Below are 13,656 nucleotides of genomic sequence, written 5' to 3' on the forward strand. Positions count from 1 at the left end.
TGCTGCCCAGCCCGGCGGCCCCGCGCCACCCTTTGGCCGGTGCGCCGCGCCACCCCGGCACCGCCGGTCAGGCCGTCGCGCAGTCGGTCGCCCCGTGCTGCCAGGAGTGGTCGTAGCGGCCGGCGAGCCGTTCGACGAACTCCTCGACCGCCCGCTCGTCGAGGGAGCCCAGCCGGTCCAGCCGCTGCCACGCGGTCAACCCGATGCCGTGGCCCAGCGCCGGGTAGGGGGCCACCACCACGTCCCGGGGATGGCGGCGGCCGATCCGCTCCAGCTTCTCGACGTCACCGGCCGGGACGTCCGCGGCGTACTGCACCAGAACGTGCCCGTGTTCCAGGGCGTGCACCTGGAGTTCCTCGGGCACCGGGTCCCGGTAGACGCCGGGCACGACGACCCGGGGCGAGTGCGGCCCCGACGTGGGCGGCAGCGTCCGGTACGGCTCGTGCGGCGCCCCCTCGTACGCGATGTGCCGGTTGCCCTCGAACGGCTGCGCCGTGCCGGGCAGCCGGTCGCAGGGCAGCGCGGTGTCCCCGCCGATCAGGCCGACCAGCACCCCCACCCCGAGGCTGGACATGGTCGCCACACTGAGCACGGTGACCACCACACTGACCACCGGGCCGAGCCATCTGCGGTTCACGTGGCCAACTTTCCGGCGCGGTAACGATTACGGACGACCACCCCGAGCGGAAGCAGCACGTTCAGTGAGGCGAATGCGGCCAATGCAATTCCCTCCCACCAGTAGGCGCTGCCGAACGGCGCTCCGATCAGCACCCCGGCGGCCCATCCGAGCGTCACTTTCGCCCCCGGTAGCAGAAAATGGATGGCGAACCAGACCATCCAGATGACTCCGGCGACGTACAACAACCGGTACCAGCGGGACACCCGCAGATCCCGGGCGTGCGCGTCGCGCAGCACGGTGCGTTCGGCCGGGGTCAGCCGGCGAATCCACTTCTTGAGGCTGAGCCGGGTCACCTCGTGCAGGTTGCGGCAACCGGTCGCCGTGGCCATCACCAGGTACATGTCGGTGCGCAGGTAGGCAAGCGTCTGGAAGGCCAGCTTGACGGCCTGGCTGAACACCACCATGGCCAGGAACCGCACCATTCCCGGCGGCAGCTCCAGCCAGCCCCGTGACCAGGCGAAACGCGGCGCGACGGCGGCGAACAGCAGAATCCCGTCGATGGCCATGCCGGCGAGGAAGGGGCCGTAGCGGCGTTCCGGCGGCAGCGCCCACAGGCCGGTCAGGTCGGTCTCCAGCACCGGGAAGATCCCCCGACGTTCCAGCCGCAGTTGCGACCGGACGCCGACGGCCGCCCCGGCGAACGCGTGCCACGCCTCGTGCACCACCGTGAGCAGCGCCACCGTGACGTTGGTGATCAGCAGGCTGAGCACCACGTCCGGGAAGATGAAGGTGTCCTCGTAGGTCGGCAGCAGGGACGGTTCGGCGACGAACATCGCCAGCGTGGCGACCAGCGCGCCGACGTACACCGTCCAGGCCACCCGGCCGAACAACGGCCGGACCAGGCGGGCCGGGATGCGGGACACCGACCAGGGGCGGGCCCGCGCCGGTGGCGGTCCGTCGTCGGACCTCGGCCGGATGATGCCCGCCTCGACGAGCACCTCGACGAAGTCCAGCGCGTCGACCGGTTCACCGGTCTCGCGTTCCACCTCGTCGGCGGCCTCGGCGACGGTCCGGCCGGCCGCGAACAGCGCGACCAGCCGCGCCCCCACCTCGGGCACCACCACGAAGTTCCCGCTGGCCAGGTCGCCGACGACGTACTCGTCGTCGTCCTCCTGGCGGACCACCAGGTGCGCCACCGCCGGGCGGCTGTCCAACCCGAGCACGGTCACCGTTCCTCCTGGAACCAGCCGCAGGTGTCGCACTTCGCACCGGGCCGGGGATTGACCACGTAGTGGTAGGTCAGATCGGTCAGGCTCAGGTGGAACATCCGGCCCCGGGTGGTCGTCGGGATGCCGGCGAGGTGGTAGACGACGTCGAGGGCGGCCAGGTGCCCGGTGAGGTTGGCGGTGGGGGCGATCACCGCGTGCCCGGTGAACGGGAACAACTCCTCCGGCTCGGTGCCGTGCTCCTCGCGCAGCCGGTCGGTGACGCTCGGCAGGCACGCCTCGCAGCAGGTCTGACCGGGCACGAAGAGGCCGATCACCGCCATCGGGCCGGCGTACTGGGCGAGCATCCAGGGGGTGCCGGTGGCCAGGGCGGCCCGGTTGGTCCACTCCCGGATGGCGTGCCGGGGCTGGTCCGCGCAGAGCACCAGCAGGTCGCGGTCGCGCATCAACGCCGCCACGTCCGCCGTCGAGTCGACCCGGGCCTCCTCGCCGGTCACCGTGACGTGGGAGTTCATCCGGCGCAGCCGGGCCACCGCGGTGTCCACCTTGGGGGCGCCGATGTCGTCCTCGGTGTAGAGCAGTTGCCGGGTCAGGTTGCCCGCCTCGACCACGTCGAAGTCGACGCAGTGCACCGCGCCGACCCCGGCGGCCACCAGGGAGGCGGCCACCGCCGAACCGGAGCCGCCGAGCCCCAGCACCACCACCCGGCCCGCCTTGAGCCGGGCCTGCACCTCGTAGCGGGAGGTGCGCGGGGTCAGGTCCACCCACGCGTGGTACGTCACCGCCCGGTCGTACCTGTCGACCTCGGCGGGGCTCAGTTCGGGCGGGGGCGGCGCGGCGGCGTCCTCGACGTACCCGGCGTCGATGATCGTCTGCATCGCGTCGGACGCGTCCTCGGCGGCCATCTCCGGGCGCGCGGCGAGCAGCGCGGCGACGATCTCCGCCCGGGTCCGGGTGCCGTCCATCAGGCCGAGCAGCTCCCAGAGGCTGCCGTCCTCGTCGTCGATCTCCGCACCGATCCCCAGCTGCCGACCACCGATGTTGATCAGGGTCGGGTGGAGCCGTACCGGCTTGTGGATGCCCTTGATCCGGGGCCGCTGCATCGGGCGAAGACCTCCTGGACGATGGCCGGCCGGGGCGCGGCACGCCGCGCCCCGGCCGAAACGGGGTGGTCAGCCGCAGACGTCGTTGCGGCAGCCCGGGTCGGTGATGATGGCGACGGTCGTCTCGAGCCGTTCGAGCTTGCGCACGACGACCTTGGCGGGCTTGCGCTTGACGTCGGTCTTACGGTCCACGGATCCTCCAACGAAATGGGAGAAACGACGCGGCGGGGGTCGCTCACGCCGCAATCATTAGAGCACCGTCATTGGTCCGCCACAATGTTTACGGCAGCCGGATCGAACGGTTTCCGCCGGGTCGAATCTCTTTCCGGACAGGCCCACCGAAAACTGGACGCCGAAACCCGGGCCAACAGCGCCAGGAGGTTCGAAGCCGCCTATTCGGACGGAACAGCGCAAGCGGCCTGAATGAAATATGGGGGAGTGGCAGTTGGTAAAGGACGATCGGTGGAGTTGGCACGTGCTCGGTGGAATTGACACGTACCGGTGTGCTTTTGGTCCGGTCCGGTACCTTGTGCGCCGACGGCGGGCTCAGCCCTCGCGCTCCGGGTAGCCGACCGGCACGGCGGACACGTCGTCCAGCGCCGTGGTGATCTCCTCCGGCAGGGTCATCCGTTCCACCTGCAACGCGCCGAGCAGCTGCCCCACCGTGCGGGCGCCCAGGACCGGCGCGGTCACCCCCGGCCGGTCCCTGATCCAGGCCAGCGCCACCTCCAGCGGCGACACGCCCAGCCCACCGGCGGCGATGCTCACCGCCTCGACGATGCTGGAGCAGCGTGGCTCCAGGTAGGTGGCGACGAACGCCTCGAAGTGGGCGGAGGCCGCCCGCGAGTCCGCCGGCCGGCCGTTGCGGTACTTGCCGGTCAACACCCCCCGCCCCAGCGGCGACCAGGGCAGCACGCCCAGGCCCAACGCCGCGCAGGCCGGCAGCACCTCCCGCTCCACCCCCCGCTCCAGCAGCGAGTACTCCATCTGGGTGGCGACCACCGGCGCCCGCCCCGGCCAGGCGGCCTGCCAGGCGGCGGCGCGGGCGGTCTGCCAGCCGGAGAAGTTCGACACCCCGACGTAGCGGACCCGGCCCGAGGCCACCGCGTGGTCCAGCGCCGCCAGCGTCTCCTCCAGCGGGGTGTCCGGGTCGTAGCCGTGCACCTGCCACAGGTCGACGTGGTCGGTGCCGAGCCGGCGCAGCGAGGCGTCCAACGTACGCAGCAGGTGCCCGCGCGAGCCGTCACGCCGCCGCCCGCTGCCCGGCCGCAGCCCCGCCTTCGTGGCGATCAGCACGTCCTCGCGGGGGACCAGGGTGCCCAGCAGCGACCCGAGCACCGACTCGGCGTCGCCGTCGGCGAACACGTCGGCGGTGTCGACCAGGTTGCCCCCCGCGTCCAGGAAGCTCTTCAGCTGGGCCGCCGCGTCGTCGGCGTCGGTGTCCCGGCCCCAGGTCATGGTGCCGAGCGCGAGCCGGGAAACCGCCAGCCCGCTTCGGCCGAGCGGTCGCTGTTGCATGGGTGAACCTTATTTCGAACGCGACGCAACCGATATCCTTGCTCCCGGCATCTCTGCCTGTCGCGTCGCCGATCCGACCGTCACCGCCGCCCGCGATGCCACGTTCCGCACCGGATGCGCCGGTCCGGTCGCTGGCTGTCCACCCGCCCCGTCGCGGTCCGGCCGCCGTGGCCAGCCCGGGGTCCGGACGGCCGGCGTCCGGTGGCGAGCCGGTGGGCGGCGGTCCCCCGGGCATTGCGTAACCTGATGCGACCTGTGGTGCGGGATGGGGAGGATCAGTGCGACTCGGGCTCAGCCTCGGATATCAGACAGCGTGGAGTACGCCGGCGGACCACCTGGCGCTCGCCCAGGAAGCGGACCGCCTCGGCTACTCGGTGGTGTGGGCGGCGGAGGCGTACGGCTCGGACTCCCCGAGCATGCTCGCCTGGATGGCCGGGCAGACCGAACGGATCGACGTGGGCAGCGCGGTGATGCAGATCCCCGCCCGTACCCCGGCGATGACCGCGATGACCGCGGCCACCATCGACACCCTCTCCGGCGGCCGGTTCCGCCTCGGCCTGGGCGTCTCCGGCCCGCAGGTCTCCGAGGGCTGGCACGGCGTCCGGTTCGGCAAGCCGCTCGCCCGCACCCGCGAGTACGTCGACATCGTCAAGCTGGCGGTGGCCCGCAAGGAGGTCGCCTACGCCGGCGAGCACTACACCCTGCCGCTGCCCGACGGCCCCGGCAAGGCGCTGCGGCTGGGCTTCCACCCGCCGCGCGAGCACATCCCGATCTACCTGGCCGCCGTCGGCCCCAGGAACCTGGAGCTGGCCGGCGAGATCGCCGACGGCTGGTTGGCCGTCTTCTACGCCCCCGAGTTCGCCGAGGAGCAGCTCGCCTCGGTCCGGGCCGGCCGGGCGAAGGTCGGCAAGGAGCTGGCCGGCTTCGACGTGGTGCCCTCGGTGCCCGTGGTGGTCGGCGACGACGTGGCCGCCTGCGCCGAACTGGTCCGCTGGTACGCCGCCCTCTACGTCGGCGGCATGGGCAGCCGGCAGCAGAACTTCTACAACCAGCTCGCCACCCGGATGGGCTACGCCGACGCCGCCCGCCAGGTGCAGGACCTCTACCTGGCCCGGCAGCAGCGCGACGCGGCGGCGGCGGTGCCGATGGAGTTCATCGACCGCACCTCGCTGCTCGGTCCCAGGGAACGCATCGCCGAGCGGATGCGGGAGTACGCGGCCGCCGGGGTGACCACCCTGTCGGTCACCCTGTTCGTGGCCGACCGGGACAGCGGCGTGCAGACCCTGCGCACCGTCGCCGAGGCCCTCGACCTCTCGGGAGTCGGCGAGTGACCTGGGTCGAGGCCATCGTCCTGGGCATCGTCCAGGGGCTCACCGAGTTCCTTCCGGTGAGTTCGTCGGGTCATCTGCGGATCACCTCGGCGATCTTCTTCGACCGGGACGCGGGCGCGTCCTTCACCGCGGTCACCCAGCTGGGCACCGAGGCGGCCGTGCTCATCTACTTCGCCAAGGACATCTGGCGGATCACCCGTACCTGGCTGGTGGGGTTGCGGGACCGCTCGGTGCGCTCCAGCCTCGACTACCGGATGGGCTGGTACGTGATCGTCGGCTCGATTCCGATCGGGCTGTTCGGTTTCCTGTTCAAGGACCAGATCCGTACCGCCGGGCGCAACCTGTGGGTGGTCTCCACCACGCTTATCGTGTTCGCCTTCGTGCTGGCCTTCGCCGAGTACTGGGGGCGGCAGACCCGCACCCTGGTGAACTTCCGGATGCGTGACGGCATCGTGATGGGCTTCGCCCAGGCGATGGCGCTGGTCCCCGGGGTGTCCCGCTCCGGCGGCACGCTCACCGCCGGCCTGCTGCTCAACCTGACCCGGGAGGCCGCCGCCCGGTACTCGTTCCTGCTGGCCATCCCGGCGGTGGTGATGTCCGGCATCTTCAGCGTCGGGGACGTCTTCGAGCCGGCCGCTCCGGGCACCTCGGTGCCCTCGGCGGCGCAGATGGTGGTCGCCACGATCATCGCGTTCGGCATCGGCTACGCGGCCATCGCCTGGCTGCTGCGCTACGTGGCACACCACACCCTGTACGTCTTCGTGCTCTACCGGGTGGCGCTCGGCACCCTGGTGCTGGCGCTGCTGCTCACCGGCACGATCAGCGCCACCTGACCGACGTCGACCCGCGGCCCCCGACACCACCGCCGGTGTCGGGGGCCGGCTGCGGTCCGGCTGCCCCTAGGGTGGGGGCGTGGCGACCCTTCTGCTTCTGCGACACGGCCGGACGACCGCGAACGCCGCCGGCGGGCTGGCCGGCCGGCAACCGGTCGAGCTGGACGACACCGGGCGGGCCCAGGCGGACGCGGTCGGCCAGCGGCTGCATGGCCTGCCGCTGGCGGCGGTGGTGACCAGCCCGCTGATCCGCTGTCGGCAGACCCTGGAGCTGGCCGTTCCGCAGGCCACCCCGGTGGTCGAGGACGGGCTGATCGAGTGCGGCTACGGCGCCTGGGAGGGGCAGCCGCTGAAGAAGCTGGCCAAGGAGAAGCTCTGGCCCGTGGTGCAGCAGCACCCCAGCGCCGCGGTCTTCCCCGACGGGGAGTCGATGGCGCAGATGTCGGCCCGCGCGGTCGCCGCGGTACGCGCCTGGGACGCCCGGATCACCGCCGACCACGGACCGGAGGCGGTCTGGCTGGCGTGCAGCCACGGCGATGTGATCAAGGCCATCGTCGCCGATGCCCTCGGGGTGCACCTCGACCTGTTCCAACGCATCGTCGTCGACCCGGCCTCGGTCACCGCGATCCGCTACACCCCGCTACGGCCGTTCCTGGTCCGGCTCAACGACACCGGGGGTGACCTGGCCTCCCTGGTGCCGCCACCGGCGAAGCGGCGGCGTCGGGCGACCCGGCCGGCCGACTCCGACGCGGCCGTCGGCGGGGGTGCGGGGGCCACCGGCTGAGCCGGCCCGCCGGGGGCCGTCGGCCGCCGGACGCGGGCCGCGTCGTTTCGCCCTCGGCTGATTCGGCGTCGGTGCCTTGCGCGACCGTTCCACGCTCCGGATAGGGTCGTGGGTATGACCCACCAGGTGCACGCCTTCGAGCCGCCCGAGCGGTTCGTCGCCGGGACCGTCGGGCCGCCCGGGGAACGCACGTTCTTCCTCCAGGCCCGCGGTGGCGGCCGGCTGGTCAGCGTCGCGCTGGAGAAGGTGCAGGTGTCCCTGCTCGCCGAGAAGCTGGAGGAACTGCTCTCCGAGGCGCAGCGCCGCTTCGGCGTCGAGCTGCCGGAGTCGTCGGTGTCCGTCGGCGACAACGACCCGCTGGACAGTCCGGTCGACGAGGAGTTCCGGGTCGGCACCCTCGGGTTGGCGTTCGACGTGGACTCCGCCACCGTGGTGATCGAGGCGATCGCCGCCGGTGAGGCGGAGGCCGAGGTCGAGTTGGGCGACGACGAGGTCGACGAGGACGACGACGAGGAACCGGACGAGGACCTCGACCGGCTGCGGGTGCGGCTGACCCCCGAGGCGACCCGCGAGTTCATCGAACGGGCCCGCCGGGTGGTCAACGCCGGCCGCCCGCCCTGCCCGCTGTGCGGCCAGCCGCTCGACCCGGCCGGGCACCTCTGCCCCCGGCACAACGGCTACCACCGGTGACGTCGTCGGAGGTGCAGCGCCAGGATGCCAGCGCCGCGCTCCGGCTGCTGTGCGACGGTGAACTGGAGCTGGAGGGTCGGCTGGTCGACGCCTCCAACACCACCCTGCGGGCGACCCTGACCCTCGACGGCCGTACCGCCAGGTGCGTCTACAAGCCGGTGCGCGGCGAGCGCCCGCTCTGGGACTTCCCCGACGGCACCCTCGCCGGCCGGGAGGTCTCCGCCTACCTGGTCTCCCGGGCCACCGGCTGGGATCTGGTCCCGCCGACGGTGCTACGTGACGGGCCGCTGGGGCCCGGGTCGTGCCAGCTCTGGATCGACGAGCCGGACGACGCCGAGCCGCTGGTCGGGTTCGTGCCGGCCGAGGCGGTGCCGCCGCGCTGGTTCCCGGTGGCCGCCGCCCGCGACGACGACGGCGCGGCGTACGCCCTGGCCCACGCCGACGACCCCCGGCTGGCCCGGCTGGCCGTGCTGGACGCAGTCATCAACAACGCCGACCGCAAGGGCGGGCACGTGCTGGCCGGCGCGGACGACCGGATCTACGGGGTGGACCACGGGGTCTGCTTCCACGTCGAGGAGAAGCTGCGGACCGTGCTGTGGGGGTGGGCCGGCCGGCAGCTCCCACCGGACGCGGTGCAGGTGCTCGACGCCCTCGACCGGCAGCTCACCGGCGAACTGGGTGCGGAGCTGGCCGAGCACCTGACCCTCGGCGAGGTCGCCGAGGTGGCCACCCGGGTGCGGCGGCTGCGCGACACCGGCCGGTACCCGCTGCCGCCGCAGGAGTGGCCGGCGATGCCGTGGCCGCCCATCTGAGCCGTTGTCGTGTTGATCACCCGGGCGGTTTCTCCCGGCGGCCGGGCGGCTCGTTAGGCTGACGGTCATGGAGTCTTGGGCGGGACACGAGGTGCCACGGCTGCCGGGTGACGGCGGGCCCCTGAGCTTGTACGACTCGGCGCGGCGCGGTGTCCACCCCAGCCGCCCCGCCGGCCCCGCCACCATGTACGTCTGCGGCATCACCCCGTACGACGCCACCCACCTGGGCCACGCCGCCACCATGATCACCTTTGATCTGGTGCAGCGGATGTGGCGCGACGCCGGCCTGACCGTCCGGTACGTGCAGAACGTCACCGACATCGACGACCCGCTGCTGGAACGCGCCGAGCGTGACGGCGAGGACTGGAAGGTCCTGGCGATGCGGGAGACGGCGCTGTTCCGCGAGGACATGGAGGCGCTGCGGATCATTCCGCCAGCGCACTACGTCGGCGCGGTGGAGTCGATCCCGCGCATCGCCGACCGGGTGCAGGAGCTGCTCAAGGACGGTGCCGCGTACAAGCTCGACGACGGCACCGGCGACGTCTACTTCGACATCGCCGCCGCCCCGGCGTTCGGCTACGAGTCGAACCTGACCCGGGGGCAGATGCTGGAGATCTTCCCCGAGCGCGGTGGCGATCCCGAGCGGGCCGGCAAGCGTGACCCGCTGGACCCGCTGCTGTGGCGCGGCGCCCGCGACGGCGAGCCGTCCTGGCCGGGCGGCGAGCTGGGCCCCGGCCGGCCCGGCTGGCACATCGAGTGCACCGTGATCGCGCTGAACCTGCTCGGTGACCGGCTCGACGTGCAGGGCGGCGGCAACGACCTGATCTTCCCGCACCACGAGTGCTCCGCCGCGCACGCCGAGCGGCTCACCGGCACGGCCCCCTTCGCCGACCACTACGTGCACGCCGGCATGATCGGCCTGGACGGCGAGAAGATGTCGAAGTCCAAGGGCAACCTGGTCTTCGTCTCCCGGCTGCGCGCCGACCAGGTGGACCCGATGGCCGTGCGGCTCGGCCTGATGTCCGGCCACTACCGGGACGACCGGGCCTGGACCGACGACGTGCTGACCGCCGCGCAGCAGCGCCTGGACCGTTGGCGGCGGGCCGCCGCCGCGCCGTCCGGGCCGTCCGGCGTGGCTTTTCTGGCCGGGGTACGCGAGCGCCTCGGCGACGACCTGGACACCCCGGGCGCCCTCGCCCTGGCCGACGACTGGGCCGGAGAAGCCCTGGCCGGCACCGGCGACGACCCACAGGCTCCGGCACTCTTCGCCAGCACCATCGACGCCCTGCTCGGCATCCACCTCTAACCCCCACCCACCCCACCCCGACACCTCGTCGATCATGGAGTTGGGGTGTTGGTTTAGCCCCTGTATGCGACGTATGCGGAGCCCCACAAGTCCATGATCGACGCAGAGGGGTTGTGGACGGGTGGTTTGTGGGGCTTATCGGGTGTGGGGGTGCGGGGTGGGTTGGCGTAGCGCGACCCGGGTCTGGGTCTGCACCACGCCGCAGCTCTTCTTGAGCCGACGCAGCAACGCGTCCAGGGCGGCGGTGTCCCGCAGCCGGGCCCGCAGCAGGTAGTCGTACGGCCCGGTCATGTGCACCGCGTCGACGATCTGCTCGATCGGGGCGATGGCGGCGACGAACGTCTCGTAGTCGGTCCCGGCGTCGAGGCGTACGTCGATGAACACCTCCAACCCGCCCCGGAGTGCCGGCGCGTCGTGACCGGTGACGACGGTGTACCCGAGGATGACGCCGTCGGCTTCCAGCCGGCGGACACGGGCGGCGGTGGCGTTCGTGCTCAGGCCGACCCGTCGACCGATCTCACTGAACGAACACCTCGCATTCTCCTGCAGGATGCCGAGAATCTGCTCGTCCAACCGGTCCACACCGACAATCGTACGCCGGCACCGCTCATCCGTCGGTCGCGCCCGCCGGGGTGACCCAGACTCGGCGGATGGCTGATGGAATCGTGTTCCTGGCGGTCGCCGGGTTCGCCGCCGGGCTGGGGGTGGCGATGCCCCTGGGGGCGATCGGGGTGCTGATCCTCCGGGAGGGGATGCTGGGCGGGCACCGCCGCGGCCTGGCCGCCGCGTCCGGCGTCGCCACCGTCGACACCGTCTACTGCCTCGGCGCGCTGCTGACCGGGGCGGCGCTCGCGCCGGTGATCGCCGCGTGGGGGGACGTTCCCCGCTACCTGTCGGGGCTGGTGATCGTCGGGCTGGGCTGCCACCAACTGGTCACCCTGCGCCGCGCCCCGGCACGCCCGGCCGGGGACGCCCCCGACACCGCCGGTGCCGAGCGGAACGGCACCGGCGGGGAGCGTCCGGCCCGGACCGCCGCCGGACCGGTCTACGTCCGTTTCGTGCTCCTCACCGCGGTCAACCCGCTGACCCTGGTGTACTTCGTCGCCCTGGGCGGGACGGTGAACGCCGTGCCGGGCAGTTGGGCGGGGCCCGGGGTGTTCGTCGTCGCCGCCGGTCTGGCCTCCCTGCTCTGGCAGACCGGGCTCGCCACGATCGGCGCGGTCCTGGGCGCCACCGTCCCCGTACGGGTCGCCGACCTGCTCGGGGTGGTCGCCTCCCTGATCGTCGTCGCGCTCGGAGCGACCGTCGTCGTGGTCACCGCGGTCACCTGAGGCCGGCTGGCCCCCTGCGCCCGGTGTGCCGTCCCGCCGGCCGCGCCCCCGTGCGGTGCGTCCCGGCCCCGTCGGACGCCGGGCCGGGGTGGTGGGCGGTGCCCGGCCGGGATCAGCCGAGGACCAGGCCGGGATCGGGGTCGGGGTCCGGCGCGGGGGCGGGGACCTGGTACTCCTCGGTCAGCGTGGTCATCGGGCCGGGCCAGGTGGCCTGGGCGACCTCGATCGGCTTGCGGTGGGCGTCGTAGGCGACGTGCAGCAGGTGCAGCACGGGCGTGTCGGGACGGATCTGGAGCGTCTCGGCCTCCTCCCGGCTGGGCTGGCGGGCGCTGATGGTGTCGGCGGCGGTGCTGTACCGCCGTCCGGTGGCCTCCTCGGCCTCCTGGTAGAGCGGCCTGCCGAACGCCTCGGCCCGCTCCAGGGAGGTGCCGGCGGTGTCCTTCGGCAGGAACCAGGACGCGCCCACCTCCACCGGGGAGTCGTCGGTGCGTACCAGGTGCCGGCGGCAGAGCAGTTCGGTGCCGTCGGCGACCCCGAATGCGTCGGCCACCTCGGGCGGGGCGGGCGCCCGACCTACCGAGACGAGCTGCTGGCGGTACCGCGCGGCGAGGTCGGCGTGGTAGCCCCGGAAACCGCCGTACCGGCCCCGGGAGAGCCGGTTGAGCCGCCGCCTGGTGCCCCGCACGTACGTACCGGAGCCGGGTTTGGTGATCAGGATGCCCTCGACCCGCAGCTGGTCGACGGCGCGTTGCACGGTCTGCTTGGCCACCCCGAACATCTCGGCGATGGCCGGGATGGACGGCAGCCGTTCGCCAGGCCCCCAGTCGCCCCGCCGCACCTGGGCCTTGAGCTGCGCGGCGATCTGCCGGTGCGGGAACTCGGCGGCTCCCGGGTTGATCTGCACGCCCGCCTCCTCATGACAGCTAGGTTCCTAGGATGCCCTAGACGGGGTGACGACGCCACCCCGGACACGACGACAGGCCCCGGACACCACGCCCGGGGCCTGTCGGGGACGACTACCAGGAACCGGCGGTGGGGCCGGCGGAACCGCCCCGGCGGCGCAGGTACTTCTCGAACTCCTGGGCGATCTCGTCACCTGTCAACGGGGTGATGCCCGCGTCGCCGACGCGTTCCTCCAACTCCCGCACGTACTCACCCAGCTCGGCGTCCTGCTCGGCGGCGCCGCGTACCCGCTGCTCCCACTCGGCGGCCTCCTCGGCCAGGTCGGCCATCGGCACCGGGAGGTCGAGCACGTCCTCGACCCGGTGCAGCAGGGCCAGGGTCGCCTTGGGGCAGGGCGGGTTGTTGGCGTAGTGCGGCACGTGCACCCAGAACGACACCGCGTCGACCTCGGCCCGGGTGCAGGCGTCCTGGAGCACCCCGACGATGCCTGTGGGACCGTCGTAGCGCGTGGGGGTGAGCTGGTAACGCTGGGCGGCCTGGGCGTCGGAGGCGCTGCCGCTGATCGGCAACGGCCTGGTGTACGGCACGTCGGCCAGCAACGCGCCGAGCAGCACCACCCGTTCCACCTCCAGGCTGTGGCAGATCTCCAGCACCTGCTCGCAGAACGTGCGCCAGCGCATGCTCGGCTCGATGCCCCGGATCAGCACCACGTCGCGGTCGGTGCCCTCGGGGCTGGCCACCATGAACTTCGTGGTGGGCCACTCCACCCGGCGGGTCTCGCCGTCGGACATCGTGATCGTCGGGCGGCTGACCTGGAAGTCGTAGAACTCCTCCGGGTCGATCTCGGTGATCTGGCGGGCCTGCCAGACCTGTTCCAGGTGTTCCACGGCGGCGGTGGAGGCGTCCGCGGCGTCGTTCCAGCCCTCGAAGGCGGCGATCGCCACCGGGGACCGCAGCACCGGCAGCCCGTCGAACTCGGTCACGCCGTCACCTCGCCCCGCTCGATGCCGACGGTGCCGGGGGTCGGCCCGGTCACCCGCCCGCCGTGCACGGTGGCGTCCCTGATGTCCTTCACGTCCGCAAGCCTACGTCCCGGCGCGGCGCGTGGCCCGTCGGCCGCGCCGGCACGCCGGCCCACCCCGCCGCCGAACCGGTACGAACCGGGACGGGGAGCGGATGGACACATAGTGGGACGAGCCC

General features: G+C 72.7%; 15 protein-coding genes. 7 read left to right on the forward strand and 8 right to left on the reverse strand.

Going from position 1 to position 13,656, the window contains the following annotated elements; translation table 11 throughout:
- Nucleotides 1-67: 67 nt before the first annotated feature.
- The 5 genes from Q2K16_RS02980 to Q2K16_RS03000 form a co-directional block, all read right to left on the reverse strand.
- Nucleotides 68-637 (reverse strand): thioredoxin-like domain-containing protein, encoded by a 570-nt coding sequence (locus Q2K16_RS02980; RefSeq protein ID WP_302743413.1) that lies wholly within the window; start codon nt 635-637, stop codon nt 68-70.
- Complete coding sequence (locus Q2K16_RS02985; RefSeq protein ID WP_302743414.1) at nt 634-1,848, reverse strand: PqqD family protein; 1,215 nt, start codon at nt 1,846-1,848, stop codon at nt 634-636. Before Q2K16_RS02985 ends, Q2K16_RS02980 begins: the two co-directional genes overlap by 4 nt.
- A complete protein-coding gene (locus Q2K16_RS02990; RefSeq protein WP_302743415.1) occupies nt 1,845-2,948 on the reverse strand; it encodes a HesA/MoeB/ThiF family protein in 1,104 nt (367 codons plus the stop codon). Before Q2K16_RS02990 ends, Q2K16_RS02985 begins: the two co-directional genes overlap by 4 nt.
- Before the next feature lie 69 nt (nt 2,949-3,017).
- A complete protein-coding gene (locus tag Q2K16_RS02995) occupies nt 3,018-3,140 on the reverse strand; it encodes a hypothetical protein (RefSeq protein WP_281190395.1) in 123 nt (40 codons plus the stop codon).
- Between the two features lie 354 nt (nt 3,141-3,494).
- On the reverse strand, nt 3,495-4,466 hold the full coding sequence (locus tag Q2K16_RS03000) for an aldo/keto reductase (protein ID WP_145920308.1): 972 nt from the start codon (nt 4,464-4,466) through the stop codon (nt 3,495-3,497).
- A 278-nt stretch (nt 4,467-4,744) separates the two neighbouring features.
- On the opposite strand from Q2K16_RS03000, the gene Q2K16_RS03005 reads away from it, so the two are divergent.
- The 6 genes from Q2K16_RS03005 to mshC all read left to right on the forward strand — a co-directional run bounded on the left by Q2K16_RS03005 (nt 4,745) and on the right by mshC (nt 10,222).
- The gene (locus tag Q2K16_RS03005) at nt 4,745-5,797 is read left to right on the forward strand and encodes an LLM class F420-dependent oxidoreductase (RefSeq protein WP_302743416.1); all 1,053 of its coding nucleotides are present in this window, start codon (nt 4,745-4,747) and stop codon (nt 5,795-5,797) included.
- Nucleotides 5,794-6,630: an undecaprenyl-diphosphate phosphatase gene (locus Q2K16_RS03010; RefSeq protein ID WP_302743417.1), complete on the forward strand. Its 837-nt coding sequence runs from the start codon at nt 5,794-5,796 to the stop codon at nt 6,628-6,630. Before Q2K16_RS03005 ends, Q2K16_RS03010 begins: the two co-directional genes overlap by 4 nt.
- Before the next feature lie 79 nt (nt 6,631-6,709).
- Nucleotides 6,710-7,414: a histidine phosphatase family protein gene (locus tag Q2K16_RS03015; RefSeq protein WP_302743418.1), complete on the forward strand. Its 705-nt coding sequence runs from the start codon at nt 6,710-6,712 to the stop codon at nt 7,412-7,414.
- Nucleotides 7,415-7,528: 114 nt separating this feature from the next.
- Nucleotides 7,529-8,104 (forward strand): DUF3090 domain-containing protein, encoded by a 576-nt coding sequence (locus Q2K16_RS03020; RefSeq protein WP_302743419.1) that lies wholly within the window; start codon nt 7,529-7,531, stop codon nt 8,102-8,104.
- The gene (locus Q2K16_RS03025; protein WP_302743420.1) at nt 8,101-8,916 is read left to right on the forward strand and encodes an SCO1664 family protein; all 816 of its coding nucleotides are present in this window, start codon (nt 8,101-8,103) and stop codon (nt 8,914-8,916) included. Before Q2K16_RS03020 ends, Q2K16_RS03025 begins: the two co-directional genes overlap by 4 nt.
- A 67-nt stretch (nt 8,917-8,983) precedes the next feature.
- Nucleotides 8,984-10,222: a cysteine--1-D-myo-inosityl 2-amino-2-deoxy-alpha-D-glucopyranoside ligase gene (gene mshC, locus Q2K16_RS03030; RefSeq protein ID WP_302743421.1), complete on the forward strand. Its 1,239-nt coding sequence runs from the start codon at nt 8,984-8,986 to the stop codon at nt 10,220-10,222.
- Nucleotides 10,223-10,357: 135 nt separating this feature from the next.
- On the opposite strand, the gene Q2K16_RS03035 is transcribed toward mshC, so the two are convergent.
- A complete protein-coding gene (locus Q2K16_RS03035; protein ID WP_302743422.1) occupies nt 10,358-10,804 on the reverse strand; it encodes an Lrp/AsnC family transcriptional regulator in 447 nt (148 codons plus the stop codon).
- Between the two features lie 68 nt (nt 10,805-10,872).
- On the opposite strand from Q2K16_RS03035, the gene Q2K16_RS03040 reads away from it, so the two are divergent.
- Nucleotides 10,873-11,553, forward strand: coding sequence for a LysE family transporter (locus tag Q2K16_RS03040; RefSeq protein WP_302743423.1), 681 nt, complete (start codon nt 10,873-10,875; stop codon nt 11,551-11,553).
- 112 nt (nt 11,554-11,665) lie between these two features.
- On the opposite strand, the gene Q2K16_RS03045 is transcribed toward Q2K16_RS03040, so the two are convergent.
- A complete protein-coding gene (locus Q2K16_RS03045) occupies nt 11,666-12,457 on the reverse strand; it encodes a GntR family transcriptional regulator (protein ID WP_302743424.1) in 792 nt (263 codons plus the stop codon).
- 112 nt (nt 12,458-12,569) lie between these two features.
- Nucleotides 12,570-13,439 (reverse strand): PAC2 family protein, encoded by an 870-nt coding sequence (locus Q2K16_RS03050; RefSeq protein ID WP_145920298.1) that lies wholly within the window; start codon nt 13,437-13,439, stop codon nt 12,570-12,572.
- Nucleotides 13,440-13,656: the final 217 nt, after the last annotated feature.

Source organism: Micromonospora cynarisoli (genome assembly GCF_030518815.1).
Lineage (GTDB): Bacteria > Actinomycetota > Actinomycetes > Mycobacteriales > Micromonosporaceae > Micromonospora > Micromonospora wenchangensis.

Bases quoted from the DNA above. Each gene is read 5' to 3' on its own strand.
- mshC (WP_302743421.1), top strand. From the start codon at position 8,984: ATGGAGTCTTGGGCGGGACACGAGGTGCCACGGCTGCCGGGTGACGGC.
- Q2K16_RS03040 (WP_302743423.1), top strand. From the start codon at position 10,873: ATGGCTGATGGAATCGTGTTCCTGGCGGTCGCCGGGTTCGCCGCCGGG.
- Q2K16_RS03000 (WP_145920308.1), bottom strand. From the start codon at position 4,466: ATGCAACAGCGACCGCTCGGCCGAAGCGGGCTGGCGGTTTCCCGGCTC.
- Q2K16_RS02990 (WP_302743415.1), bottom strand. From the start codon at position 2,948: ATGCAGCGGCCCCGGATCAAGGGCATCCACAAGCCGGTACGGCTCCAC.
- Q2K16_RS03020 (WP_302743419.1), top strand. From the start codon at position 7,529: ATGACCCACCAGGTGCACGCCTTCGAGCCGCCCGAGCGGTTCGTCGCC.